The organism is Pseudomonas sp. IT-P294 (assembly GCF_949767865.1).
In the GTDB taxonomy this organism is placed as follows: Bacteria; Pseudomonadota; Gammaproteobacteria; order Pseudomonadales; family Pseudomonadaceae; genus Aquipseudomonas.
Window position 1 is genome coordinate 100,761 of sequence record NZ_CATKQW010000056.1, and the last position, 25,849, is coordinate 126,609.

The 25,849-nt window shown below is 58.8% G+C and carries 20 protein-coding genes; 12 read left to right on the forward strand and 8 right to left on the reverse strand.

Features of this window, described 5'->3' with window-relative positions; genetic code table 11:
- Positions 1–5 precede the first annotated feature (5 nt).
- The gene (locus ACM6I0_RS26535; RefSeq protein ID WP_090179723.1) at positions 6–347 is read right to left on the reverse strand and encodes a hypothetical protein; all 342 of its coding nucleotides are present in this window, start codon (positions 345–347) and stop codon (positions 6–8) included.
- A gap of 254 nt (positions 348–601) precedes the next feature.
- Positions 602–3,040, reverse strand: coding sequence for a Lon protease family protein (locus ACM6I0_RS26540; protein WP_285432540.1), 2,439 nt, complete (start codon positions 3,038–3,040; stop codon positions 602–604).
- Positions 3,041–3,317: 277 nt separating this feature from the next.
- Here ACM6I0_RS26540 and ACM6I0_RS26545 point away from each other — a divergent pair, with 277 nt between their 5' ends.
- From ACM6I0_RS26545 to ACM6I0_RS26560, 4 genes are all read left to right on the forward strand, one after another.
- On the forward strand, positions 3,318–3,806 hold the full coding sequence (locus tag ACM6I0_RS26545; protein ID WP_285432539.1) for a DUF3015 domain-containing protein: 489 nt from the start codon (positions 3,318–3,320) through the stop codon (positions 3,804–3,806).
- Between the two features lie 94 nt (positions 3,807–3,900).
- Complete coding sequence (locus tag ACM6I0_RS26550; protein ID WP_285432538.1) at positions 3,901–5,754, forward strand: DUF4105 domain-containing protein; 1,854 nt, start codon at positions 3,901–3,903, stop codon at positions 5,752–5,754.
- Positions 5,755–5,971: 217 nt separating this feature from the next.
- The gene (locus ACM6I0_RS26555) at positions 5,972–6,328 is read left to right on the forward strand and encodes a hypothetical protein (protein WP_285432537.1); all 357 of its coding nucleotides are present in this window, start codon (positions 5,972–5,974) and stop codon (positions 6,326–6,328) included.
- Positions 6,329–6,398: 70 nt separating this feature from the next.
- Positions 6,399–6,893 (forward strand): GreA/GreB family elongation factor, encoded by a 495-nt coding sequence (locus ACM6I0_RS26560; protein ID WP_285432536.1) that lies wholly within the window; start codon positions 6,399–6,401, stop codon positions 6,891–6,893.
- Between the two features lie 187 nt (positions 6,894–7,080).
- On the opposite strand, the gene ettA is transcribed toward ACM6I0_RS26560, so the two are convergent.
- Positions 7,081–8,745 (reverse strand): energy-dependent translational throttle protein EttA, encoded by a 1,665-nt coding sequence (gene ettA / locus ACM6I0_RS26565; RefSeq protein ID WP_222588529.1) that lies wholly within the window; start codon positions 8,743–8,745, stop codon positions 7,081–7,083.
- A 282-nt stretch (positions 8,746–9,027) separates the two neighbouring features.
- On the opposite strand from ettA, the gene ACM6I0_RS26570 reads away from it, so the two are divergent.
- From ACM6I0_RS26570 to ACM6I0_RS26595, 6 genes are all read left to right on the forward strand, one after another.
- Entirely contained in the window at positions 9,028–12,876 is a 3,849-nt protein-coding gene (locus ACM6I0_RS26570) for an EAL domain-containing protein (protein ID WP_285432535.1), read from the forward strand.
- 247 nt (positions 12,877–13,123) lie between these two features.
- Entirely contained in the window at positions 13,124–14,377 is a 1,254-nt protein-coding gene (gene glyA / locus ACM6I0_RS26575) for a serine hydroxymethyltransferase (protein WP_222588531.1), read from the forward strand.
- Between the two features lie 273 nt (positions 14,378–14,650).
- Complete coding sequence (locus ACM6I0_RS26580; protein ID WP_285432534.1) at positions 14,651–15,217, forward strand: hypothetical protein; 567 nt, start codon at positions 14,651–14,653, stop codon at positions 15,215–15,217.
- Between the two features lie 357 nt (positions 15,218–15,574).
- Positions 15,575–16,888: a C4-dicarboxylate transporter DctA gene (locus ACM6I0_RS26585; protein WP_285432533.1), complete on the forward strand. Its 1,314-nt coding sequence runs from the start codon at positions 15,575–15,577 to the stop codon at positions 16,886–16,888.
- A 67-nt stretch (positions 16,889–16,955) separates the two neighbouring features.
- Positions 16,956–17,660 carry a FadR/GntR family transcriptional regulator gene (locus ACM6I0_RS26590; RefSeq protein ID WP_090179689.1) on the forward strand — a complete coding sequence of 235 codons (705 nt, stop codon included), beginning with the start codon at positions 16,956–16,958 and terminating at the stop codon, positions 17,658–17,660.
- 25 nt (positions 17,661–17,685) lie between these two features.
- Complete coding sequence (locus tag ACM6I0_RS26595) at positions 17,686–18,369, forward strand: GntR family transcriptional regulator (protein WP_414923655.1); 684 nt, start codon at positions 17,686–17,688, stop codon at positions 18,367–18,369.
- 86 nt (positions 18,370–18,455) lie between these two features.
- On the opposite strand, the gene yjiA is transcribed toward ACM6I0_RS26595, so the two are convergent.
- From yjiA to ACM6I0_RS26610, 3 genes are all read right to left on the reverse strand, one after another.
- Positions 18,456–19,427 (reverse strand): GTPase, encoded by a 972-nt coding sequence (yjiA, locus tag ACM6I0_RS26600; protein ID WP_285432531.1) that lies wholly within the window; start codon positions 19,425–19,427, stop codon positions 18,456–18,458.
- Between the two features lie 170 nt (positions 19,428–19,597).
- Positions 19,598–19,795 carry a YbdD/YjiX family protein gene (locus tag ACM6I0_RS26605; RefSeq protein ID WP_007895266.1) on the reverse strand — a complete coding sequence of 66 codons (198 nt, stop codon included), beginning with the start codon at positions 19,793–19,795 and terminating at the stop codon, positions 19,598–19,600.
- 15 nt (positions 19,796–19,810) lie between these two features.
- A complete protein-coding gene (locus ACM6I0_RS26610) occupies positions 19,811–21,877 on the reverse strand; it encodes a carbon starvation CstA family protein (RefSeq protein ID WP_285432530.1) in 2,067 nt (688 codons plus the stop codon).
- Between the two features lie 158 nt (positions 21,878–22,035).
- Between ACM6I0_RS26610 and ACM6I0_RS26615 the strand changes: the two genes are divergently transcribed.
- The gene (locus tag ACM6I0_RS26615; RefSeq protein ID WP_414923656.1) at positions 22,036–22,404 is read left to right on the forward strand and encodes a PilZ domain-containing protein; all 369 of its coding nucleotides are present in this window, start codon (positions 22,036–22,038) and stop codon (positions 22,402–22,404) included.
- A gap of 131 nt (positions 22,405–22,535) precedes the next feature.
- Here ACM6I0_RS26615 and radA read toward each other — a convergent pair whose 3' ends face one another.
- A complete protein-coding gene (gene radA / locus ACM6I0_RS26620; RefSeq protein WP_010467488.1) occupies positions 22,536–23,903 on the reverse strand; it encodes a DNA repair protein RadA in 1,368 nt (455 codons plus the stop codon).
- Between the two features lie 589 nt (positions 23,904–24,492).
- Between radA and mscL the strand changes: the two genes are divergently transcribed.
- Positions 24,493–24,906 carry a large-conductance mechanosensitive channel protein MscL gene (mscL, locus tag ACM6I0_RS26625; protein WP_285432528.1) on the forward strand — a complete coding sequence of 138 codons (414 nt, stop codon included), beginning with the start codon at positions 24,493–24,495 and terminating at the stop codon, positions 24,904–24,906.
- A 44-nt stretch (positions 24,907–24,950) separates the two neighbouring features.
- Here the strand turns inward: mscL and ACM6I0_RS26630 are convergent, their stop codons facing one another.
- Positions 24,951–25,727, reverse strand: coding sequence for a ferredoxin--NADP reductase (locus tag ACM6I0_RS26630; RefSeq protein WP_414923657.1), 777 nt, complete (start codon positions 25,725–25,727; stop codon positions 24,951–24,953).
- Between the last annotated feature and the right edge of the window lie 122 nt (positions 25,728–25,849).

Below are 25,849 nucleotides of genomic sequence, written 5' to 3' on the forward strand. Positions count from 1 at the left end.
CCGGCTCAGTGATCGGGTCGGAACTCGAAGCCACCGAGATTGCGGCACCGGCCACCGTTGATTTCCCGAAGCTGGGCTTGCAGGTGCAGGCACCAGATTTGCGGGTCATCGGCCAGCTCGTAGCCATGCAGAGTCAGGCTCTCAACAATCGTGTCGAGAATTGATTCAGCCACGAAAGGACCGTGGAACGGGCCCTGTGCCTTGATGGCTGAAGGTTGTTCGCCGGCCATTCCGGCGGCAAAGAGCAAGGTCCACATGCCCGTATCCCCCGCCAATGGGCGGATGGCACATTCGATACGGGTCACAAGACCCAAACATTGACGGGTAAGGCAGAGGTTGCGCGACATGGCGGCGACCCTCGATAGATCCGGTATTCAGCCCCCACGGGAAGGCTGTCTCGATCCAGTGATTACTGTCGATATCCTTGAGCTGAGAATAGAAGAAAAGTCTGACCAGTACGTCAAGCGAAACCAGAAGGCGCCGAATGGTCATTGTGTGAATATTGGCGCCAGAGTGATGGCACATTGCAGGGTGCGTCGGATACAAATGTGGGAGCGAGCAGGCTCGCTCCCACAGTGGATCGTTGTGATCCTCAGATGGGTCAGGCCGGTTTGGCTTCGACCAACGCCTCCAGCGCCGCTTCTTTCTCGGCCTCCTTGAGGTCGTCTTCGCTGATCATTTCAGCGATCACCCGCAAGCGTTCCACCACCCGCGCATTCACGCTGCCCTCGGGAAACGCGCCATTCTCGTCCGGCGCTCCGGCCGGCTCGCCCACCAGCAGACTCAGCGCCTCATCGGCCTGGCGCACCGCATAGACGTGGAATTGACCCGCACGCACCGCCGACAACACCTTCTCATCGAGCATCAACGTGGCAACGTTGGCGTGGGGAATGATCGCCCCCTGCTCCCCGGTCAAACCGCGGGCTTCGCAGAGCCGGAAGAAGCCTTCGATTTTCTCGTTGACCCCGCCCACGGCCTGCACTTCACCAAACTGGTTGATGGAGCCTGTGATCGCAAAGCATTGCTTGAGCGGTGTTCTCGACAAGGCCGAGATCAGCGTGCACGCCTCGCCCAGCGACGCACTGTCGCCGTCGACGTAACCGTAGGACTGTTCCAGCGCGATACTCGCCGAGATCGCCAGCGGGAATTCCTGGGCGTAACGGCTGCCCAGATACCCGGTGAGGATCATCACGCCTTTGGAGTGAATTGGCTGGCCAAGGTTGACCTCGCGCTCGATGTCGACAATGCCGCTGCCACCCGGATACACCGTGGCCGAAATCCGCGCCGGCACACCGAAGGCCGAGTCGCCGACCTCCAGCACCGTCAGACCATTACATTTGCCCACCGCCGCGCCATCGGTATCGATCAGGATGATCCCGGCGAGCATGTCATCGAGAATCCGTGCCGAAACGCGCCCGGTGCGAGTCGCCTTGGCCTTCAGTGCGCGTTCGATGTGCCCGGCATCGGTCATATCGTCGCTCGCCAGGTTGCGAATGAAATCCGCCTCGCTGACCAGCTGGAAGAGATCGCCAATGCGCGCCGACAAACGTCCCTGATGCTCGGCCAGGCGTGCACTGTAGGTCGCCAGGCGTGCTACCGCGTCGGCGGTCAGCGGTGCCATGCCTTCTTCCGAAGTACGGGTCTTGAGCAACTGGGCGAACTGCTCCAGGCTTTCGTCGACCATCGGGATGTCTTCATCGAAGTCCACCAGGACGCGAAACATTTCCTGGAAGTCCGGATCGAGGTCTTGCAGCGTGTAATACAACTGCCGCGCACCAATGATGACGACCTTCACTTGCAATGGAATGTTTTGCGGCGTCAGGGTCACGGTGGCCAGACGGCCCAGCTCACCGAGCGGCGACTCCATTTTCAGCTTGCGCGATTGCAGGGCGCGTTTCAGCGCGTCCCACACGAACGGCTCGCTGAGCATTTTTTCCGCTTCAAGGATCAGGAATCCGCCGTTGGCGCGGTGCAATGCACCCGGGCGCAGCTGCCGATAGGTCGTGTACAGCGCCCCTTGGTCGGTGCTGTATTCGATGCGGCCAAACAGGTTTTCGTAAGTCGGGTGCGGCTCGAACACCACCGGCGCACCGCCGCTGGCGGAATGACCGACCACCAGGCTCGGCGCGTATTGTTCTTCCAGCATCTTGCGGGCTACCGCATCGACTTTACTGTCGTCGACCAATTGCTCGACCACGGTCTTGAGCAGATAAACCTGCATCGCTTGCAGATAACCGCACACCGCAGCGTTTTCGGCGTACTTCTCCGAGAGCGGAGACAGCAGCGGCTGCAAGGCCAGGGTGATGGTTTCTTCGTTGAGGTGGCGCAGTTGATTGCTCGACTCGCGCTTCCATTGCGGCAGGCTCGCGAGTTCTTCGTTGAGGCGTTCTTCCAGCCACGAGATATCGTCGTGGAAACGGTCGCGATCGGCTTCCGGCAACTGGGAAAATTCCGCCTCGTCCAGCGCCTTTCCCTCGGCCATCGGAGTGAACGCAATATTGCTGGCATCGCGGTACAGCGCGACCTCTTTCTCCAGCGCCAGACGCTCGATCACATCCAGAGCCTTGTCGTAGCGCTGGTTGAAGGCACGGTCGATGGCACTTTTCTTCTGCTGGTAGGACGGGTGTTCGAAGACCGCCGGAAAGGTTGCCAGCAGGTTGTCGATCAAACCGTTGATGTCAGCGATGAAGGCACCGGCCGTGCCCGAGGGCAGCTCCAGCGCGCGGGGTTCGCGAGGCTCGTCGAAATTGTTGACGTAGACCCAGTCTGCCGGGGTCTGCAGGCGTTTGCCTTCGGCTTTCAGGTAGCGTTTGACGAACGAAAACCGGCCGGTGCCGGGCTCACCCATGACGAATACGTTGTAACCGGGGCGTGGCATGGCCACGCCAAACTGCAAGGCTTCGACCGCACGTTCCTGGCCAAGCACACCGCGGAAGGGCTCCAGATCATTGGTGGTAGAGAAGCTGAACTGTTCAGCGGAAAACGGACGGGTCAGCGCTTCAGGCGCTAGACGCAAGCTGGCAGCAACAGGATCAGGCATCGGGCTTCCTTACATCAGGCGGGGCAGATAGCGGCATTCTGGCGCTGCCCCTACCTCACTTGCAAGGCGCGCCTCTTGCCAAAGCATAGACAAACCGTCATCCCCGGGTGCGCTGGGGCTAAATCAATGTTTAGTGCGAATGTTTCGTAAAAAAAGACGGAACCCTTGGAACGTGCCTAAACTCCAAACTGCGCGGCTGGAACTAATAACCGGCCCACTGGCGCCAGATCGGGCCAGACCCCTTGTCCATTGGTATGCACACAAAGAGAACATAGCTATGAAACGGATTCTTCTCGGTACTCTCTTCACCGTTGTATCCCTCAACGCCATGGCACAGGCACCAGGCGGCCCGGATTGCGGTTGGGGCAACATGCTGTTCGAAGGTCAGCGTGGCACTCCGGCTCACTTCCTGGCCTCCACCACCAACGGCACTTCCGGCAACGCAACATTTGGTATGACTTCCGGCACCAACGGTTGCTCGACCAATGCGTCGCTGACCTATGGCGGCAAATCCTGGCTTGCCATGAATGGCATGATGAATGAGCTGTCCGAAGACATGGCTAAAGGCAACGGCGAAGCGCTGACGACTTATGCCGTAGTACTGGGCGTGGCGCAGGAAGACCGTGCGCACTTCGCCGCTGTGACTCACGAGCACTTCCAGCAGATCTTCAGCAAGGCTGACGTGACCGCTGAAGACGTGCATACCAACACCCTCGCTATCCTGAAGAACGATCCTCGTCTGGCCAAGTACGCTACTCAAGCTTAAGCTCGACTCTGCCCGCTCCTCTCGAGGCGCGGGTTTTATTTTTTGGGCCCCTCCCTCTTTGGGTCTTTGTTTTTTTCGACTTAAGTTGCCCACTATGCTCAAACGCCTTGCCTGGCTGGCGCTCTGTGTCTGCGCCCCGCTGTCCGCCGCGCCACACATTGACGACCAACGTTTGCAGCAACTGGCCAATGACCCTTTCTGGATTTCCCTGGGCCATTACGAAACCGCCAAGCTCGGCGGCTGGCGCAGCTATGTCAGCGACAAGAAGTTCTTTCTGGCGCCCGACGGCAATGAACACCCCGACCACGAACTGGCCGCCACCGTGCAGGCGCTGTACGCACCGACCAGCGCTGGCGAACGGCATGCCCAATGCGTCTACCCTGCGCGTACCCGCTGGCTGAAGGCGCAACTCAACCTGACTGATCTTCCGTCACTCGATTGCACTGAATTCAAGCAGTGGTTCAAGGATGTCTCGCCCCACAGCGCGGTGATGATTTTCCCGGCGGCTTATCTGAACAGTCCTTCATCAATGTTCGGCCATACCTTACTGCGCATCGACCAGGCCGATGTAGAGAGCGACAAGACTGCACTGCTCAGTTATGCGATTAACTTCGGCGCCTATATCGAAGGTTCGGACAACAGCATCCTTTACGCCTGGAAAGGCTTGATGGGCGGTTATCCAGGGCTATTCGCACTGGTGCCCTACCAGGAAAAACTCTCGGAATACCGCAGCCTCGAAAATCGTGATCTGTGGGAGTACCGGCTGAACCTGACGCAGGCCGAAACCGAGCGCATGGTCGAGCACGTCTGGGAGTTGAAGCAGATCCAGTTCGACTATTTCTTCTTCGACGAAAACTGCTCTTATCGCTTGCTGGAGCTGCTGCAAGTGGCGCGGCCGAGCCTGCGCCTGACCGAACAATTTCCGCTCACGGCGATTCCGACCGACACCGTCAAAGCCGTGAAAGAAGCCGGCTTGGTGCAGTCCATTCAATATCGTCCATCACGCGAACGGGAGCTGTTGAGTCGCGCCCAGCCGTTGACCGATGCAGAGCAGCAGTGGGTGCTGAAAGTCAGCGCCGACCAGAAGCAGCTGCAGGCACCGGCGTTTAAAGCGCAACCACGCGAGCGTCAGGCACTGATCATCGACGCGGCGTACCGACTTGAACGTTATCGCGCCAATGGTCAGGAACGCGATCCGGAACGGGCACAACGCAGTTTCGAACTGCTGCGGGCGATCAACCAGAATCCGCCGCCAGAGCTGGATATCCCCCGCCCCGGGCTGCCCGAGGACGGTCATGAATCGCGCACCTGGCAGGCCGGCATCGGCACCCGGGGCGACAAGGCCTTTGGCGAATATGGCCTGCGCATGGCTTATCACGATCTGAATGACAACGCCGAGAGCTTCCCACTCGGCGCACAAATCGAAATCCTGCAGATGAAACTGCGCCAATACGAAGGCAATCACTGGCAGTTGCAGCAGCTCGACCTGGCGACCATCCGCTCCCTGACGCCGCGCAATGAGCTGTTGCAGCCGTTGTCGTGGCAAGTCACCGGCGGCCTGGAGCGGGTGCCGGGCAAACATGACGACGAAACACTGGTCAGCCACGTCAACGGTGGTGCCGGCGGCACCTGGCAACTGGGCGAAGACACGCTCGGGTTTGCGCTGGGCACGGTGCGCATCGAACACAACAACGACTTTGCAGGGTTCGTTGCCCCCGCGGCCGGCTTCAACAGCGGCTTGCTGTGGAAAAACCCGCTCGGCAACTTCAGCCTGGAAGCCAAGGGCGATTTCTTCACCAATGGCGAAGTGCGCCGCAGCATGAGCCTGAACCAGCAATGGGAATTGTCGCGCAACCTGGGGCTGCGCCTGAGTGCCCAACGCGAATTCAGCCACCTCTCCACACCCGAGAACGAAGTGATGCTTGAGGTGAAGTGGTATCACTATTGATTGGCCACACCACCATCCCTGTGGGAGCGAGCTTGCTCGCGATGACGATGTAACAGTCGCTGATATTGTCGACTGATCCACCGCCATCGCGAGCAAGCTCGCTCCCACATTAGATATTCGTTGGCCGAACGGACTAATCACAGGCCTTTCACACACGCCTCACGAATCCACTCCTAGACTTCCCTTATAGGCCGTTGAAACGGTCCGGGAGTCAGAGATGTGGCGTTGCGCAGCGTTGCTGGGGTTGTTGATGTTGATTGCGGGTTGCCAGACGACCCACGAAGATCTGATCGCCAAGGGGTATCCACCGGCCTTCGCCGATGGTTTCGATGACGGATGCAGCAGTGGCCGGCAGGCTGCCGGGGCCATCACCGGCGAGTTTCGCAAGAACGTCCCGCGCTACCTCAAGGACAAGCAATACGCCGAAGGCTGGAGCGACGGTTTCCGCCAGTGCCAGGCCATGCGCGAAAGTGAAGATCGAAAGGACTATCACAGCCGCCATTGGGACGATCGGGACAAAGCCTGGCAGCAACAGAAAGACCAAGGCGCTGCCCGGGCCTATCGCTCGCCATGAGTCGCTGACAGACATCCGTCGAAACTAAAAGCCTGCAACCATGGCCCAAACCCTATAACGGGAGAAAACCATGAGTCGCGCCTTCGTCAATGAAGATAACGCCGCCGCGCAAGCCGATCAGCCAGTCGAACGGCAAGTCAGCGCGCAGCCCAATTACGTCACGCCCGCCGGACTTGCTCAGCTTCAGGCGAAAGTCGCCGAGGTGCAAAACCTGCTCAATGAACAGAGCGCGAAAGGTGAACTGGCCGACAAACAGCGCCAGGCCGACCTCGAGCGTGACTGGCGATATTTCAACCAACGCCTGCAAAGCGCCCAGTTAGTCATACCGGCCTCATCGACCGAGAAGGTGCAGATGGGCGCCTGGGTGACGTTTGCCGATGAACAGGGCAACGAACAGCGTGTGCAGTTGGTCGGCGAGGATCAAGCGGATGCCGCCGCCGGGCTGATCAATTGGGGTTCGCCACTGGGGCGGGCGCTGCTGGGTGCGCAGATGGGGGATGAGGTGGTGTGGAAGCGGCCGGTGGGGGATTTGGTGATTGAGGTTCTGGGCATCGAGGTTGAGTGACCGAGATGACGCCATCGCGAGCAAGCTCGCTCCCACAGGGATTTGTGGTTGGCGATGAATCTGAAGTTCACTGCTGATCCACTGTGGGAGCGAGCTTGCTCGCGATAGTCGCGCCGCGATTCACCTGAATGACACCCATAAAAAAACGGAGCCCGAAGGCTCCGTTTTTTATGCGACCAACTTGAAATCAGGCCAGTTTCTTGTGCCGTACACGATGCGGCTGGGAAGCTGCTTCGCCGAGGCGTTTCTTGCGATCAGCTTCGTACTCGGTGTAGTTACCTTCGAAGAACACTGCTTGCGAGTCGTCTTCGTACGCCAGGATGTGTGTCGCGACGCGGTCAAGGAACCACCGATCGTGAGAGATCACAATGGCAGCGCCCGGGAAGTCCAGCAGGGCTTCTTCCAGGGAACGCAGAGTTTCAACGTCGAGGTCGTTGGACGGTTCGTCGAGCAGCAGAACGTTGCCGCCCTCTTTCAAGGTCAGGGCCAGGTGCAAGCGACCGCGCTCACCACCGGACAGGTCCTTGACGAACTTCTGTTGATCGCCGCCCTTGAAGTTGAAGCGACCGACGTAGGTACGCGACGGAATCTCGTAGTTGCCGATGCGGATCTGGTCCGAACCGTCGGAGATTTGCTGGAACACAGTCTTGCTGCCGTCCAGGTCTTCGCGGCTCTGATCCACACAAGCAAGCTGCACGGTTTCGCCGACTTCGATGGTGCCCGAATCCGGTTGTTCCTTGCCCATCAGCATGCGGAACAGGGTCGATTTACCGGCACCGTTACCGCCGATCACGCCAACGATGGCGCCTTTAGGCATGGAGAACGACAGGTTGTCGATCAACACGCGATCGCCATAACCCTTGGAAACGTTCTTGAACTCGATGACCTTGTCGCCCAGGCGCGGACCGGCCGGGATGTAGATCTCGTTGGTTTCGCTGCGCTTCTGGAATTCCTGCGATTGCATTTCTTCGAAGCGTTGCAGACGAGCCTTGGATTTGGACTGGCGGGCCTTGGCGCCTTTGCGCACCCACTCCAGCTCTTCCTTCATGGCTTTTTCGTGGGCCGACTGTTGCTTGGATTCGGCGGCCAGACGATCGGACTTGGCTTCGAGCCAACCCGAATAGTTGCCCTCGTAAGGGATACCGGCGCCACGGTCGAGCTCGAGGATCCAGCCGGCAACGTTGTCCAGGAAGTAACGGTCGTGCGTGATCGCAACCACGGTGCCCGGGAAATCGTGCAGGAAATGCTCCAGCCAGGCGACGGAATCGGCGTCCAGGTGGTTGGTCGGTTCGTCGAGCAGCAGCATGTCAGGGGCGGACAGCAGCAGTCGGCACAGGGCCACACGACGCTTTTCACCACCGGACAGGAATTCGATCTTGGCATCCCACGCCGGCAGACGCAGCGCATCGGCGGCGACTTCCAGTTGGCGATCCAGGTTGTGGCCGTCGCTCGCTTGCAGGATGGCTTCGAGCTTGGCCTGTTCAGCGGCCAGTTTGTCGAAGTCGGCATCCTCATCCGCGTAAGCGGCGTAGACCTCGTCCAGGCGAGCCTGGGCGTTCTTGATCACGCTGACGGCTTCCTCGACCACTTCACGCACGGTCTTGGTCGGGTCCAGGATCGGTTCCTGCGGCAGGTAACCGATGTTCAGCTCCGGCATCGGGCGGGCTTCGCCTTCAAACTCGGTATCGACGCCGGCCATGATTTTCAGCAGCGTGGACTTACCCGAACCGTTGAGGCCGAGTACGCCGATCTTGGCGCCGGGGAAAAATGACAGCGAAATGTTTTTCAGGATTTCCCGCTTCGGCGGAACAACTTTGCCCAGCCGATGCATGGTGAATACATATTGAGCCATGGAGAACCTTGGGTCAGTGACAGATGATTTGGAGCGCAGGCGTTGCCCGGCCAGACCGTGCGCGTCGTCCGCTTGACGGGTATCAATGCGTGCGCGCTGAAAAAGTCTGAGTTTAGGAGCTGGAACGCTCCCGTGTAACCGGCAAAGCTACCTGAATGACAGATGGCAGTCCAGCCAGTAGGGGCTGGCACTTCGCCACAACACAAGGCATGCTAGCCGCCCTCCGGGCGTCCGGCTTATAGTGCACGTCGCGCCAGTCCAGCCAAACCGCAGGATTACAGTTTGTCTAACGTCTCTCCGCCATCGTCCGTGAGCGCACCGCAACCTGCGCCCGGCTCCCCCCTGCGCGGATCCTTGAAGGGTGCGCTGGCGACACTCGTGTTGTTGCTGCTCGCGCTGCTGTTCTGGCAGCTGCTGGATCAACTTCGCGAAACGCAGAAAAACCAGCGCCAGTACACCATCGATTACACCGCCGACCTGGCCTCGCAAGTCAGCCTGAACATGGCGCTCAACGCGCAGATCGCCCTGAATCTGCTACCGATCGTCGAACAACCGCAAAGTGACGACGAACAGCAGGCGCTGCTGCGCAAGCTGCAACAGTCGCTGCCTGGTCTGCGCAGCCTGGCGTTACTCAGCCCTTCCGGAAAAGTGCTCAGCGACAGCGCCGCCAACAGCGACGATGCCGACTACCTGAGCGACCTCGTCCGGCGCAGCCGCGCCCAGGCTCATTATTTCAGCAATGCCGACGACGGTTCAGTGGTGCATCTGCTGCTGCATCAAGCCAGCGGCAGCACCCGCGGCTATTGGGTGCTACGCCTGACACCGGGCTTTTTTTCGTCATTGACCCAACAGAACGAGGCCGGTATCCGCCCGTTGTGGCTGGTGGAAAACCGCGTCAATCACCAAATCATCAGCCGTGATGAAGCGTCGCCCTCAACCCGCCAGGGCGTGTTGTCCCCGGACGATCTGACCAACAGTGTGCTGACAGTGCCGCTGAGCAACAGCGACTGGCAATTGCGCGGGCTGTTCGACCGTCAGCAAGTGCTCGAACAACTGTTGCCGGCATTCATCGGCAAATGCCTGTTGGGCCTGGCGCTCTCCCTGCTGCCGTTCATCGTGCTGCTGAACATTCGCCGCCGACAGCGCCAGCTGCATGAGGGCCGCCGACGCTATCACGATATTTTCGAAGGCACCGGCGTCGCCCTTTGTGTGCTGGACGTCTCCGGTCTCAAGGGCTTCTTTGACAAGGCCCAACTGCACAGCAGCGAACAACTCACGGTGTGGCTCAAGAACCCGGAGCAACGCCAGCAACTGCTGTCGGAGCTGCGCGTTACCGAGGTCAATCAGGTCGCCCTGCAACTGCTGAACGTCAATTCCTGCGCTCAAGCCTGGAAACTGCTGATTGACGGCTCTGCGCTGGACGGCACCGCCATTGGCCATCAAGTGCTTGAAACGGTGCTCAACCAGCAGAAACAGCTTGAGCTGGAAATCAAGCTCCAGGATGCCAACGGCCGCGACCAGCATCTGTGGCTGGTGCTGCGCCTGCCGGAAAACCAGGAGGACTATAAAGCGGTCATCCTGAGCATCACCGACATCACCAGTCGCAAACTCGTCGAGCTGTCGCTGTTGGAGCGCGAAGGGTTCTGGTCCGACGTGGTGCGCACCGTACCGGATCACCTGTACGTGCAGGACGTGATCAGCCAACGGATGATCTTCAGTAACCATCACTTGGGGCAGACTCTCGGCTACAACCGCACCGAGCTGCACCAGATGGGCGAGTACTTCTGGGAAATCCTCCTGCACCCCGAAGACGCCGATGAATACCATCGCTCGCGCCAGACCCAGCGCCAAGGGGGGTACACCCAACTGCTGCAATGCCAGCTGCGTTTCCGTCATCGCGATGGAAAATGGCGACGTTTCGATATTCGCGAACAGGCGCTGGCGCGGGACAAACACGATCAAGTCACACGAATCATCGGCGTGGCCAAGGACATCACCGATCAGATCGAAGCCAGTGAATCCCTGCGAGACAGCGAACAGCGCTACCGGATGCTCGCCGAAAGCATCAGCGACGTGATTTTCTCCACCGACAGCAAACTGGCGCTCAACTACGTCAGTCCTTCGGTGCAGGCGGTGTTGGGTTTCGACGCCGACTGGATCTTCCAGAACGGCTGGCAGTCGACCATCGCCAACCCGCAACAACTGACCGGCATCTACAGCTTGATGGACCGGGTCAGCAAAGCGCTGAACAAACCCGAACAACTGGCGCTGCTGCGCAGTCAGGTGCAGACCCAACTGTTCCTGTTCGATTGCCTGCGGGCTGACGGTCGCAAGATCCCGATCGAACTGCGGCTGGTGCTGGTCTGGGACGAACACGGCGCCTTCGAAGGCGTGCTGGGCGTCGGTCGCGACATCAGCCAGCAACGCCGCGCGGAGAAAGACCTGCGCATGGCGGCCACGGTATTCGAACATTCCACGTCGGCAATCCTGATCACCGACCCGGCCGGCTACATTGTCCAGGCCAACGAAGCGTTCAGCCGCGTCAGCGGGTATGCCGTGGAGCAGGTGCTGGACCAGTTGCCGAACATGCTGACCGTCGACGAACAGCAGGAAGCACACCTGCGCTACGTGCTCAAGCAACTGCATCAGAACAGCACCTGGGAAGGCGAAGTCTGGCTCAAGCGGCGCAATGGCGAACACTACCCGGCCTGGGTCGGCATCACCGCCGTGCTCGACGATGAAGGCGATCTGGCCAGCTACGTGTGCTTCTTCAGCGACATCAGCGAGCGCAAGGCCAGCGAGCAGCGAATCCACCGCCTCGCCTATTACGATGCCCTGACCCACCTGCCCAACCGCACACTGTTCCAGGACCGTCTGCACACGGCGCTGCAATCGGCCGAGCGGCAGAAGTCGTGGGTGGTGCTGATGTTCCTCGACCTCGATCGCTTCAAGCCGATCAACGACTCCCTCGGACACGCCGCTGGCGACCGCATGCTCAAGGAAATGGCCACCCGCCTGCTCGGTTGCGTTGATGACGACGACACCGTGGCGCGCATGGGCGGTGACGAGTTCACCCTGCTGCTGCAACCGCGGGCCACTCGTGAAGTGGCGTTGAACCGGGCGATTCATGTCGCCGAACAGATCCTCGCCAGCCTGGTGAAACCGTTCGTGCTCGAAGGCCGCGAGTTTTTCGTCACCGCCAGTATCGGCATCGCGCTGAGCCCGCAGGATGGCAACGAACTCAGTCAGCTGATGAAGAACGCCGACACCGCGATGTACCACGCCAAGGAGCGCGGCAAGAACAACTTCCAGTTCTATCAGGCGGACATGAACGCCAGCGCTCTGGAGCGCCTGGAACTGGAAAGCGACTTGCGTCATGCCCTGGAACAGGACGAATTCGTTCTGTACTACCAGCCGCAGTTCAGTGGCGACGGCAAACGCCTGACCGGCGCCGAAGCGTTGCTGCGCTGGCGTCATCCGCGCCGTGGCCTGGTGCCGCCGGGGGATTTCATTCCGGTGCTCGAAGAGCTCGGGTTGGTGGTGGATGTCGGCGACTGGGTGATCAGCGAAGCCTGCCGCCAGCTCAAGACCTGGCATCAAGCCAAGGTGCGGGTGCCGAAGGTCTCGGTGAACATCTCGGCCCGGCAATTCTCCGACGGTCAGCTCGGCACGCGGATCGCCACCATTCTCAGGGAAACCGGCCTGCCACCGGCGTGCCTGGAGCTGGAACTGACCGAAAGTATTCTGATGCGCGAAGTCAGCGAAGCGATGCAGATACTCGCCGGGCTTAAAAACCTTGGCCTGAGCATTGCGGTCGATGACTTCGGCACCGGTTATTCATCGCTCAACTACCTCAAGCAATTCCCGATCGATGTGCTGAAAATCGACCGCACCTTCGTCGATGGGCTGCCGTCAGGCGAACAGGATGCGCAGATTGCCCGGGCGATCATCGCCATGGCCCACAGCCTGAACCTGGCAGTGATCGCCGAAGGCGTGGAAACCCATGAGCAACTCGACTTCCTGCGCGAGCATGGGTGCGATGAGGTTCAGGGGTATCTGTTCGGACGACCGATGCCAGCCAACCGGTTTGAGGCGCAGTTCAGCAATGATGCGCTGTTCATGTTCGACTGAGGCCTTGCGCAGAGGCTACCGGCCCCATCGCGGGCAAGCCCGCTCCCACCGTTTTTTGGGTGAATCCAGGATTTGTGACCACTGAAGATCCCTGTGGGAGCGGGCTTGCCCGCGATAAGGCCAGCACGATCACCGCTGATCCCGTCATGAAGCCCACTTGTCTGCGACATGATGTCCTTTCATATGCCATCTAAAAGCGGTTGGGTTAGAATGCCCCCCTTTTCTGCCCCGATCCTTGAGGACCGCCATGTTCAGCCGTGATTTGACTATTGCCAAGTACGACGCCGATCTTTTTGCCGCCATGGAGCAAGAAGCTCAGCGCCAGGAAGAACACATCGAGCTGATCGCTTCGGAAAACTACACCAGCCCAGCGGTGATGGAAGCTCAAGGCTCGGTACTGACCAACAAATACGCCGAAGGCTATCCGGGCAAGCGCTACTACGGTGGTTGCGAGTTCGTCGACGTGGTTGAGCAACTGGCCATCGACCGTGCAAAAGAACTGTTCGGCGCCGATTACGCCAACGTTCAGCCACACGCCGGTTCCCAAGCCAACAGCGCCGTCTACCTGGCCCTGCTGCAAGCGGGCGACACCATCCTGGGCATGAGCCTGGCCCACGGCGGTCACCTGACCCACGGTGCTAGCGTTTCCTCCTCCGGCAAGCTGTACAACGCCGTTCAGTACGGCATCGACGCCAATGGCCTGATCGACTACGACGAAGTCGAGCGCCTGGCTGTAGAACACAAGCCGAAAATGATCGTGGCCGGTTTCTCTGCCTACTCGCAGATCCTCGACTTCCCACGCTTCCGCGCTATCGCTGACAAGGTCGGCGCCTACCTGTTCGTCGACATGGCTCACGTGGCCGGTCTGGTCGCCGCTGGCGTCTACCCGAACCCGGTGCCATTCGCTGACGTCGTGACCACCACCACGCACAAGACCCTGCGCGGTCCACGTGGCGGCCTGATCCTGGCTCGCGCCAACGCCGACATCGAGAAGAAGCTGAACTCCGCGGTATTCCCGGGCGCCCAAGGTGGCCCGCTGGAGCACGTGATTGCTGCCAAGGCGATCTGCTTCAAGGAAGCGCTGCAGCCTGAGTTCAAGGCTTACCAGCAACAAGTGGTGAAAAACGCCAAGGCGATGGCCGGCGTGTTCATCGAGCGCGGTTTCGACGTGGTCTCCGGCGGTACTGAAAACCACCTGTTCCTGCTCTCGCTGATCAAGCAGGAAATCTCCGGTAAAGACGCCGACGCCGCTCTGGGCAAAGCGTTCATCACCGTGAACAAGAACTCCGTGCCAAACGATCCACGCTCCCCGTTCGTCACCTCCGGCCTGCGCTTCGGCACGCCGGCCGTGACCACTCGTGGCTTCAAGGAAGCTGAGTGCAAAGAGCTGGCCGGCTGGATCTGCGACATCCTGGCTGACCTGAACAACGAAGCGGTGATCGACGCCGTTCGTGAGAAGGTCAAGGCCATCTGCAAGAAGCTGCCGGTGTACGGCGCTTAACTGCACCGCTGAACCGCAGTACAAAAACCGGCCAGTGATGGCCGGTTTTTTTATATCTTCAATTCGATATATCCACGTATTAACACCCCACCCTAAAAAACCCAAAGCCACTATACGACCGCATAAACCCCACCACAGAAACAGCTTGAAAAGTTACTCCACACGCACGTCACACGCAAAACTCTTACTATTCGAAAACTCAGAAAACTTCTAGCGAGACTTCTTGTTTCCAATAACGGAAGAACGCTAACCCCACGAATAGAGAGACTGATCATGAGTTCTAATCAACAAAAATCCTTTACGGCGACCCTTGGCACCCACGATACACTTTTGCACTTCCTCAACTTGCTGCATGCACCTCGGGCCCTTGTCACGTATTCATTTGGCAGTGGCGGGTTCTTTACCGGAAAACGGCAACAGCGAGACGACTCGCATTTTTTAGGTCTGCGCCCCGAGGTCCCGGTAAACGCCAAACCCCGCCTCCTCCTGTACTTCAGGTACACCGGCAGCGATTACAGGCTCTACATCCGCACGCCGGGACCGTATTTCGGCCAGTGCCTGAGTATCAGTGAGACGGGGCTTATTGGTGCATATCCTGCCGCAGGTTCAACAACTTTCAATCTGGTCGACCGGCGTCACAATATTCTGACGCTGGATAATATCAAACAAGACCACCCGGAAATTTATATTCAAGCCAAAGGCTCTGGCCTTCTCCACAAACACAAACTTCATGACTCCAAGTATATTTATATCGGCGACAGGGGTGGAGCACCGATGCTTTTCAACTTAATCATTGAAGAAAGAAATGCACCCGACCTCAGCACTCCGAATGAAGATTAAATGTTTGATAAGCGCAGGCGCACTTAAATATAGAAACTAATCAAAGCAAGTCGTTGGGACTACAGAGACGACGGCAGGCATTTGCCTGACGCTCAGTCAATGCAAGATCGCCGAACCCAAAGAAAACCGGACAGTGATGACCGGTTTTTTTTCACCTGTAGAACCGCTCAAGCACGGGCCTTGACGCTTAACTGGTAAGACCGGTCATGCCAATTTTGCTTTTTCCACTTGCGAACGCCTAAAACCTGCGTCTAGACTGCGCCTGCACTGGACATACCGGTAAGACCACAATAATTAAGTCCTGAATCTGATGCGTTCAAGCGCACGGCAGCCAGGACACCGACCAGGATTCCTCCCATGCTCAGATGGTGCTCGCGTTCAATCTTCCTCCAAGTGGTTCTCGGACTGGTGCTCGGCATCGTCTGCGGGCTGACCCTTCCTGAATACTCTGCCCAGCTCAAACCGCTCGGCGACGGCTTCATCAAACTGATCAAGATGCTCATCGGCCTGATTGTATTTTGTGTGGTGGTCAGCGGCATCAGTGGTGCGGGCGACTTGAAGAAGGTCGGACGCATCGGCCTGAAATCAGTGATCTACTTCGAAATCCTGACCACCATCGCACTGGTGATTGGCTTGGTGTTCGCCTTCAGTACCGGGATCGGCAGTGGCGCGAACATTCATCTGGATCAGCTCTCGACCGCCGACATCGGCGACATCGCCCAGCGCGGCCAGCACATGCACACCACCACGCAGTTTCTGATGGACCTGATCCCGACCTCGGTGATCGGCGCATTCGCGGACAACAACATTCTGCAAGTGCTGCTGTTTTCAGTGCTGTTCGGCAGCGCGCTGAACCTGGTGGGTGAAGCGGCCTCCGGTATTTCCCGGCTGATCAACGAACTTAGCCACGTGATCTTCCGCATCATGGGCATGATTGTGCGTCTGGCGCCGATTGGCGTGTTCGGCGCCATCGCTTTTACCACCAGCAAATATGGCCTGGACTCGCTGCAGCATCTGGGCAGCCTGGTCGGCCTGTTTTACCTGACCTGCGTGGCGTTCGTGTCGCTGATTCTCGGCCTGGTGATGCGCCTGTCCGGCCTGCGGATGTGGCCACTGCTCAAATACCTGCGCGAAGAACTGTTGATCGTCATGGGTACCGCTTCCTCCGACGCAGTGCTGCCACAGATCATGCGCAAGCTTGAGCATCTGGGCATCGGCAGTTCCACCGTGGGGTTGGTGATTCCTACGGGTTACTCCTTCAACCTCGATGGGTTCTCGATCTACCTGACGCTCGCCATCGTCTTCATCGCCAACGCCACCGGTACGCCGCTGGCGATGACCGACTTGCTGACCATTCTGCTGGTGTCGCTGATCACCTCCAAAGGCGCCCACGGGATTCCCGGCTCGGCGCTGGTGATTCTGGCGGCGACCCTGACGGCGATCCCGGCGATTCCGGTGGTCGGCCTGGTGCTGGTGCTGGCGGTGGACTGGTTCATGGGGATCGGGCGGGCGATGACCAACCTGATCGGCAACTGCGTCGCCACCGTGGCCATCGCCCGCTGGGAAAAAGACATCGATATTCAGCGAGCGAACAAGGTGCTTTCCGGTCAGGTGGGTTATACCTTCCAGCCGAGAAAACCGGCGGCCCCGGCGCATCAGCAGGAATTTTGAATAATCGCCGTGTCTGCCCGCGGGCAGGCACGGCCATCAACCGTTTTGGATGCTCATGGAGCGAACAGTGATTACCTCGTCGACCGTTGTGAATTCAGTCGTGGAAAAACTCCGGGCCGCTTTGGCCCGTGGTCAGTGGCGTTCCGGCGACATGTTGCCAGGGCAACGTGAACTCGCCGAACAACTGGGCATCAGCCGTCCGAGCCTGCGTGAAGCGGTGATCGTGCTGGAAACCCTCGGCCTGGTGCGCTCCATGCCAGGCAAAGGCGTGGTGGTGCTGGAAGCCAATCTCAGCGACAGCCAAAGCCACGACAGCGCGGTGGCTGGTGCCAGCCTGGAAGACGTGCTGCAACTGCGCTACACCCTGGAGCCGTTCATTGTCGGCCTGGTCGCGCAGTCGATCAGCAGCAAGGAAGTCGGGCAATTGCGCTTGACCCTGATGGACATGCGCGAGGCGTTGGAGGCCAACGACAGCGAGGCAGGGGTCAACGCTTATATCGCGTTCCACGAGGAGCTGTTCACCCTGACCTCGAACCCGATCTTCCAGAGCGTGGTGCAGCAAACCAGTAACGCCCTCAAGCAAAGCGCCGAAGTGCTGCGCAATTCGCCGGAGCATCTGGCAGAACGCCTGGAAGAAAACGAAGCCGTGGTGCGCGCCATCCGCAGCAAGAACAGCGCCCAGGCCAGTGCCGAAATGCGTCGACACATCCTTCGCGAAGGCCAACGCATGGGCATTGAATTGAACATCCCGGACGACAACCTCGGCAGTTGAACCCTCTTCGAACTGGAGACAGGCCATGAACAGCTTCGCCTCATCGCAGACGCTTGCCGCCCTGCCCTTCCCCTCGCCAGCGGATAATCTTTATTCGCGGGTTTTCGATGCCATTCTCGAACAGCGAATCGATACCACCAGTCGTTTTACCGAAGAAAGTCTGGCGCAGATGTTCGGCGCTCGACGCAGTGACATTCGGGGCGTACTGACCCGCCTGTCCCATCAGCACGTCATCGTTCTTCGCACGAACCACCGTCCCCGCGTCGCCGCGCTCGACCATGAGCAGACCCGGCAGATGCTCCATGCCCGGCGACTGACCGAGATTACGTTGGTGCGCCTGGCTTGCCGGCAACCCCGTATGGTGGACTTGAATCGCCTGCGTGCCCTGATCGAGAGCGAGCGTAGTTGTACGGCGCGTGGCCCGGCCATTCGGTTGTCAGGCGAGTTTCATTTGCAGTTGGCGGAAATGGCGGGGAATGCACCGTTGGCGCATTTTCTAGGCAGTCTGGTGCCGCTGACTTCACTGGCGATTGCGTATTTTGATGTGCACTTGGAGAGTTATTGCGAGAGGCATGAGGAGATTGTCAATGCGGTGGAATGTGGGAATGCGGTGGCTGCCGAGGCATTGCTGAGCCAGCATCTGGATTTTCTTGAAGAGGCATTGCTGCACTCTGGGACGAGATCAGGCCAGAATCGTGTTGCCGGTTAGATCGCCATCGTCGGATCGCCGCCCCGGAGCCGGCTCCGGGCGGTGATCTGACGATGACGGCATCAGGCCCGTTGAAATGTCAGGCTTTAGTCCGCCGCTACCCGCGCGAAACCTTCCCGAATCTTCTCTTCCGGCAAATCATCGGCAATGAACACAATCACGCTTTCGCGCGCCTCGTCGTCAGCCCATTCCGTGTCCCAATCGAAACCGTACAACTTCAGCACACCCTGGAACACCATCCGCCGCGGCTCGCCCAGAATGCTCAACACTCCTTTGTAACGCAGCAATTGCTTGCCATGTTCTTCCAGCAGCTCATTCATGAACTCGCTGAGCTTGTCGATATCCAGCGGCTTGTCAGTGCGTAGCACCAGGCTGGAAATCCGGTCGATGGACGGCGCTTTGCTCACCGGGCGCAGGCTCACGCCACCACCGAGATCGGCGTTGAGATTGAAACCGCGCACGTCGAGCAGTTCGGCCAGATCGATCTTGCCGTGGTCGACCACGCGGATCGGCGCACGACGGTTGATGCGAGTGAGGCGTTCGCTGAGGGCCGTGAACGTCGCCTCGTCCACCAGGTCCCGTTTGCTCACCAGCAGGCGGTCGGCAAATCCGATCTGTGCCTGGGCGATGGTCTGGGTCAGGTGAGTATCGGCGTGCGCCGCGTCCACCAGCGTGATGATGCCGTCGAGGATGTAGCGCTCGCGCAGTTCTTCATCGATAAAAAAGGTTTGAGCGACCGGTGCCGGATCGGCCAGACCGGTGCATTCGATCACCAGGCGATCGAAGGCGATTTCGCCGCTGTCGAGGCGTTCGAGCAACAGGTACAGGGCTTTGGTCAGGTCGGTGTGGATGGTGCAGCACACGCAACCATTGGACAGTGTCATCACTTGCACCGGCTCTTCACCCAGCAATTGGGTGTCGATACCGGCGTCACTGAATTCGTTCTCGATCACGGCGATTTTCAGGCCGTGCTCGGCTTTGAGCAGGTGGCGCAACAACGTGGTTTTACCGGCGCCGAGGAAGCCGCTGAGGATCGTGACGGGGATGGGAGAGGACAAACTGGATCTCCTTCTACTACTCAAAAAAAGGGAGCGGTCCTGTGGGAGCGAGCTTGCTCGCGATGGCATCACCTCGGTGTTGACGATATACCGAGTTGTCTGCATCGCGAGCAAGCTCGCTCCCACAAAAGCCCGCTCCACATTACATCTGATAACTCGCTGCTAGTAGATCAACAGCATTTCGGCCCACCCTTGCCGCCGTAACGAGCCTCTTGGCGTTCCCGGAAGAACATCTCGTAGCTCATCACCGGTTTGTCCGGGTGTTTGGTTTGCATATGCTCGACGTAGTTGTCGTAGTCGGGCATGCCGACCATCAGGCGCGCGGCCTGACCGAGGTATTTACCGAGGCGACTCAGGTCATTGAACATGTTTGCAATCCTCGATTACGCGTCTGGAATAGCCTGGAATGGCGCTTCTTTATCCGTACGCTCTTTGCTGCCCCAGGCGGAAATACCGACCTTGAGCGCATAGAACAGGATACTGAAGACCACGAACAGGAACAGCGCCGTCAGCGTGGCGTTGGTGTAGGCGTTGAAGATCACGTGCTGCATCTGCGTAATGTCCTTGGCCGGGGCGAGGATCTGACCGTTGGCCAGCGCATCGCTGTATTTTTTCGCCAGTGACAGGAAGCCGATCGCCGGGTTGGCGTCAAACAGCTTGATGAAGCCGGCGGTAACGGTGCAGATCAGCAGCCACGCGGCGGGCAGCATGGTCACCCACACGTAGCGTTGGCGTTTCATTTTGATCAGTACAACAGTGGCCAACATCAGCGCGATACCGGCCAGCATCTGGTTGGAGATACCGAACAGCGGCCACAAGGTGTTGATGCCGCCCAATGGATCGATCACACCCTGGTACAGCAACCAACCCCACATCGCCACACAACCGGCGGTGGCGATCAGATTGGCAGTCCAGGATTCGGTGCGTTTGAGCGACGGCACGAAGGAGCCGAGCAAGTCCTGCAGCATGAAGCGCCCGGCACGCGTGCCGGCGTCCACGGCGGTCAGGATAAACAGCGCTTCGAACAGGATCGCGAAGTGGTACCAGAACGCCATGGTGTTTTCACCTGGCAAGACACTGTGCAGGATCTGCGCGATACCGACCGCCAGGGTCGGCGCACCGCCGGCACGGGCCAGGACAGTGGTTTCACCGATGTCCTTGGCCACCGCTAGCAGCGCTTCCGGGGTAATCGCAAAGCCCCAACTGCTGACGGTTTGCGCCACAGCCACCACGTCACCGCCGACGACCGCCGCCGGGCTGTTCATGGCGAAATACACGCCAGGCTCGATCACCGACGCGGCAACCATGGCCATGATGGCGACGAAGGATTCCATCAGCATCGCGCCGTAGCCGATGTAACGGGAATTGACTTCGTTATCCAGCAGCTTCGGTGTCGTGCCGGAAGAAATCAGCGCGTGGAAACCCGACACCGCGCCACAGGCAATGGTGATGAACAGGAACGGAAACAAACCGCCCTTCCACACCGGCCCGGTGCCGTCGATGAACTGGGTCAAGGCCGGCATTTTCAGCTCGGGCATGGTGACCAGAATGCCAATCGCCAGCGCCACGATGGTGCCGATTTTGAGGAAGGTCGACAGGTAGTCGCGCGGGGCCAGAATCAGCCAGACCGGTAACGAGGCGGCCACAAAACCGTAGCCGACCAGCATCCAGGTGATCTGAATCCCGGTGAAGCTGAAGGCCTTGGCCCAGAACGGATCGGCAGCGATTTGCCCGCCCAGCCAGATCGAACCCAGCAGCAACAGCACGCCGACCACGGAGATTTCACCGATGCGACCCGGGCGGATGTAGCGCATGTAGATGCCCATGAACATCGCAATCGGGATGGTCGCCATCACCGTGAAAATGCCCCATGGGCTTTCGGCCAGGGCCTTGACCACGATCAGCGCCAGCACCGCGAGGATGATGATCATGATGAGGAAGCAGCCAAACAGCGCGATGGTCCCGGGGATGCGGCCCATTTCTTCACGGACCATGTCGCCCAGGGAGCGGCCGTTGCGGCGGGTGGACATGAACAGGACCATGAAGTCCTGAACCGCACCGGCCAGCACTACGCCGGCAATCAGCCATAGCGTGCCAGGCAAATAGCCCATCTGTGCAGCCAATACCGGACCCACCAGCGGGCCGGCGCCGGCAATGGCCGCGAAGTGGTGACCGAAAAGGATGTGTTTGTTGGTCGGCACATAGTCCAGACCATCATTGTTGAGCACGGCGGGGGTCGCCCGTCGCGGGTCGAGTTGCATCACATTGGTAGCGATGAACAGACTGTAATAGCGGTATGCAACCAGATAAATGGCCACGGCGGCGACCACGATCCACAAGGCGTTGATCGCCTCGCCTCGGCGCAATGCCACGACACCTAGGGCGCACGCTCCCACGATTGCCAGCAGAAGCCAGGGTAAATGGCGTAGCAGGCTATTATTATTTTTCATTTTATATTCCAGCCAGGGTGGACAAGAAAGACAGCCACCCCGAGTTTAGCTCTCCTGACGGCAAAGGCCATACCCCGACATTGGTCTAGCGGCATGCGTGTGCTGGCGGGCTTTATCAATGCGGGTCTATAGTCAGCGCACATCCAGAGGATTGCGCCATGAGCGAGCACCCTACCGATCGCCGTCGCTTCAAACGTATTGCGTTCGATGCCCGAACCGAGCTGCGCCAGGACAAATACATCTGGCAGGTGGAGCTAATTGATTTGTCGCTCAAGGGGTTGTTGGTCAAGAAGCCCGAGCCATGGCTGGGCAATCGGGAACATCACTTTTGCGTCGATATACATCTGACGCCTGAAATCGCGATCAAGATGGATGTGCTACTGACCCACGATGATCATGGGCAACTCGGCTTCGTCTGCAAGCACATCAGCCTGGAGTCTATCGAGCGCCTGCGGCGATTGATCGAGTTCAACCTGGGCGACCCTGAGGAGCTGGAGCGCGAATTGGGCGCCCTGATCGAAACCTAAAGACAAGCATTGTTCAAATGTGGGAGCGAGCTTGCTCGCGATAGCGGTTTAGCACTCAACGATGATGCTGACTGATCGTCCGTCATCGCGAGCAAGCCCGCTCCCACAGGGTAAGCGGTGTACCTGAAAGATTATTCGAAAAGCGCGTCAAGGGCCTGTTCCAGGCGAGTCACGGCAATAATCTGCAGACCCGGCGGCGCTTCTTTCGGCGCATTGCCCTTGGGCACAATGGCGCGCTTGAACCCGTGCTTGGCCGCTTCTTTCAAGCGTTCCTGACCACTTGGCACCGGTCGAACTTCCCCGGACAAGCCGACTTCGCCAAACACCAACAAATCATGGGGCAGCGGCCGGTTGCGCAAACTGGACATGACTGCGGCCATCAACGCCAGGTCGGATGCGGTCTCCAACACCTTCACACCACCGACCACGTTGAGAAACACGTCCTGATCGTGGGTCGGAATGCCGCCATGACGGTGCAACACTGCCAGCAACATCGCCAGGCGATTCTGATCCAGCCCCAGCGTTACCCGACGTGGGTTCGCCAGGTGGCTGTCATCCACCAGCGCCTGGACTTCCACCAACATCGGCCGCGTCCCTTCCCACGTCGCCATGACCACGCTGCCCGGCACTTCTTCCTGAGCGCGGGTGAGGAAAATCGCAGACGGATTGGACACTTCTTTCAGGCCTTTGTCGGTCATGCCGAACACACCCAACTCGTTGACGGCACCAAAACGGTTTTTCACCGCACGCAGCAGGCGCAAACGCCCGTCGGACTCGCCTTCGAAATACAACACCGTATCGACCATGTGCTCCAGTACGCGCGGCCCGGCCAATGCGCCTTCTTTAGTCACGTGGCCAACCAGGAAAATCGCGGTTCCGCTCTGTTTGGCGTACCGCACCAACAGCGCTGCGCTTTCCCGCACCTGCGACACGCCGCCCGGAGCCGACTGTAACTGCTCGGTGAAAATCGTCTGGATCGAGTCGATCACCATCACCTTCGGCTTCTCGACCCGGGCGGTGGCGATGATGGTTTCGATGCAGGTTTCGGTCATGACCCGCAGTTGATCCTGAGGCAAGCCCAGGCGACGGGCGCGCATGGCCACTTGCTGCTGGGATTCTTCGCCGGTGACGTACAGCGCTGGCATGACTTTGGCGAGGTTGCACAAGGTTTGCAGCAGGATGGTCGATTTGCCGATGCCGGGGTCGCCGCCAATCAGCACCACCGAACCATCGACCAGACCACCGCCCAATACCCGATCCAGTTCACTGGACGCGGTGGAAAAACGCGGGATTTCTTCGACGCTGACTTCGGCCAGGGTCTTGATCTGCGCCTGTTGACCGGTCCAGCCGGTACGACCGCTCGGGGCTGCGGCGCCACCGCTTTCCACCATGGTTTCCGTCAGGGTGTTCCAGGCCCCGCACTCGCCGCACTGGCCGGCCCACTTGGGGAAGGTTGAGCCGCACTCGGTGCAGCCGTACATGCGCTTGGCCTTGGCCATCTGAACTCCCGGCAAAAAACGCGATGATAGCTCAGCTGAGATGAATGCGCAGCGAAGTTACCCAGTACTCCCTGCGCAGTAACTTTCCAAGGCGGTAACACACTAGTCATAGTGCAGAGGGTAAAGACCTGTACAACTGCGTCTAACAATAAATGACACCACATTCAATATATCGCTACAAAAACTGTACACACCCTTAATAACTCAAACTCAGATGTACAACTTCGTTGTTAAACTTAATTTTTCAATACCGACTTTCAAGCGACAGACCTCAGCCATGAATAACGACTGACATCTATTCTCAATCACGCTTTGGCTCACTGCTAAAAGCGCATTCTCATAACCCCCCTCTTATCAGCAGTTAGTGACAGCAAGACTAATAACGCAAAAGAAATAAACAACCCATCGATAGCAAAAAAACGGGTTCACAGAGCCCGCCGTTTTTTTCAGCAATGATGACGTTTCGTAAACTTTTCTCCATGGGCCGGGCCAATCGCGGGCAGGCAACAAAACCGGGTGTTTCAAGCAGAATGCGCCTCGCTGATTTACACTGCGTTCACCAACCTCATCTGTAACAAGGAAATAACCTATGGGCGTGATAAGTGAGTTCAAGGCCTTCGCGGTCAAAGGGAACGTGGTCGACATGGCTGTCGGTATCATCATTGGCGCGGCGTTCGGCAAGATCGTTTCGTCGTTTGTCGGCGATGTGGTGATGCCGCCCATTGGCTTGTTGATCGGCGGGGTGGACTTCAGTGACCTGGCCATTACGCTCAAGGCTGCCAACGGCAATGTCCCGGCAGTGGTGCTGGCGTACGGCAAGTTCATCCAGAGTATGATCGACTTCGTCATTGTCGCTTTCGCGATCTTCATGGGTGTCAAAGCGATCAACCGCCTGAAACGCGAGGAGGCTGTCGCGCCGACCCTGCCGCCGGTTCCGACCAAGGAGGAAGAGCTATTGAGCGAAATCCGCGACCTGCTCAAGGCCCAGAACAATCGGCCCTGATAGCAGATTGCAACAAGAAACGGCGCCTTGCAGGCGCCGTTTTTTTACCAGAAATTCTCCACCGCCACCTGGCCTGGACGACGGCTGAGGCTCAAGTGCATGTCTCGCTGCTTGAGCAACTTGCGCGTGTCATCGATCATCTGGGGATTGCCGCAAAGCATTACCCGCGAATGTTCCGGCGTCAGCGCCACACCGGCCACCCGCTCCAGTTCGCCATTTTCTATCAGCGTGGTGATTCGCCCGTTCAATGCCCCGGGGTGCTGCTCGCGGGTGACCGTGGCGATAAACTGCAGCTTATGGGCATACTCAGTCAGATAATCGCGCTGCGCCAACCCTGCGATCAGGTCCTGATACGCCAGTTCACGGGCTTCGCGCACACTGTAGACAAGGATGATTCGCTCAAACTTCTCCCACACCTCGAAGTCCTGCAGGATCGACAGGAACGGCGCTACGCCTGTGCCGGTGGACAGCAACCACATATCCCGGCCATCGATGAAGCGGTCCAGTGTCAGGTAACCAAAGGCCTGACGGTCCACCAGCAGCGTATCGCCAACCTCCAGGCGACTCAGTTCGCTGGTGAACTCCCCACCTGGCACGACAATAGAGAAGAATTCAAGAAACTCGTCAAAGGGTGACGAAACCATTGAATAGGCGCGCCATACCGTGCTGCCGTCGGCCCGGGACACACCCAATCGAGCGAATTGCCCCGCCCGAAATCGAAACCCGGGATCCCTGGTGACCCGCAAGGTGAACAGGTTGGGGGTCAATGGCTGAACGTCGGTCAGGGTCTGGCGAGTGAATTTTTCTGCACTGGCGGTCATGAGGCGCTCCCTTCAACAGATGCCCCAGTGTCCCGCAAAGCAGGCGATGTAAACACCGGTTATTTGTAGTGTCTTTAGAAAGCGCCATTATTTCGCCTGCATTCACGTATCTAAAAATAGAT

Coding starts and splice junctions, on each gene's coding strand:
- ACM6I0_RS26535 (WP_090179723.1), bottom strand. CDS start 347: ATGTCGCGCAACCTCTGCCTTACCCGTCAATGTTTGGGTCTTGTGACC.
- ACM6I0_RS26540 (WP_285432540.1), bottom strand. CDS start 3,040: ATGCCTGATCCTGTTGCTGCCAGCTTGCGTCTAGCGCCTGAAGCGCTG.
- ACM6I0_RS26545 (WP_285432539.1), top strand. CDS start 3,318: ATGAAACGGATTCTTCTCGGTACTCTCTTCACCGTTGTATCCCTCAAC.
- ACM6I0_RS26550 (WP_285432538.1), top strand. CDS start 3,901: ATGCTCAAACGCCTTGCCTGGCTGGCGCTCTGTGTCTGCGCCCCGCTG.
- ACM6I0_RS26555 (WP_285432537.1), top strand. CDS start 5,972: ATGTGGCGTTGCGCAGCGTTGCTGGGGTTGTTGATGTTGATTGCGGGT.
- ACM6I0_RS26560 (WP_285432536.1), top strand. CDS start 6,399: ATGAGTCGCGCCTTCGTCAATGAAGATAACGCCGCCGCGCAAGCCGAT.
- ettA (WP_222588529.1), bottom strand. CDS start 8,745: ATGGCTCAATATGTATTCACCATGCATCGGCTGGGCAAAGTTGTTCCG.
- glyA (WP_222588531.1), top strand. CDS start 13,124: ATGTTCAGCCGTGATTTGACTATTGCCAAGTACGACGCCGATCTTTTT.
- ACM6I0_RS26580 (WP_285432534.1), top strand. CDS start 14,651: ATGAGTTCTAATCAACAAAAATCCTTTACGGCGACCCTTGGCACCCAC.
- ACM6I0_RS26585 (WP_285432533.1), top strand. CDS start 15,575: ATGCTCAGATGGTGCTCGCGTTCAATCTTCCTCCAAGTGGTTCTCGGA.
- ACM6I0_RS26595 (WP_414923655.1), top strand. CDS start 17,686: ATGAACAGCTTCGCCTCATCGCAGACGCTTGCCGCCCTGCCCTTCCCC.
- ACM6I0_RS26605 (WP_007895266.1), bottom strand. CDS start 19,795: ATGTTCAATGACCTGAGTCGCCTCGGTAAATACCTCGGTCAGGCCGCG.
- ACM6I0_RS26610 (WP_285432530.1), bottom strand. CDS start 21,877: ATGAAAAATAATAATAGCCTGCTACGCCATTTACCCTGGCTTCTGCTG.
- ACM6I0_RS26615 (WP_414923656.1), top strand. CDS start 22,036: ATGAGCGAGCACCCTACCGATCGCCGTCGCTTCAAACGTATTGCGTTC.
- radA (WP_010467488.1), bottom strand. CDS start 23,903: ATGGCCAAGGCCAAGCGCATGTACGGCTGCACCGAGTGCGGCTCAACC.
- mscL (WP_285432528.1), top strand. CDS start 24,493: ATGGGCGTGATAAGTGAGTTCAAGGCCTTCGCGGTCAAAGGGAACGTG.
- ACM6I0_RS26630 (WP_414923657.1), bottom strand. CDS start 25,727: ATGACCGCCAGTGCAGAAAAATTCACTCGCCAGACCCTGACCGACGTT.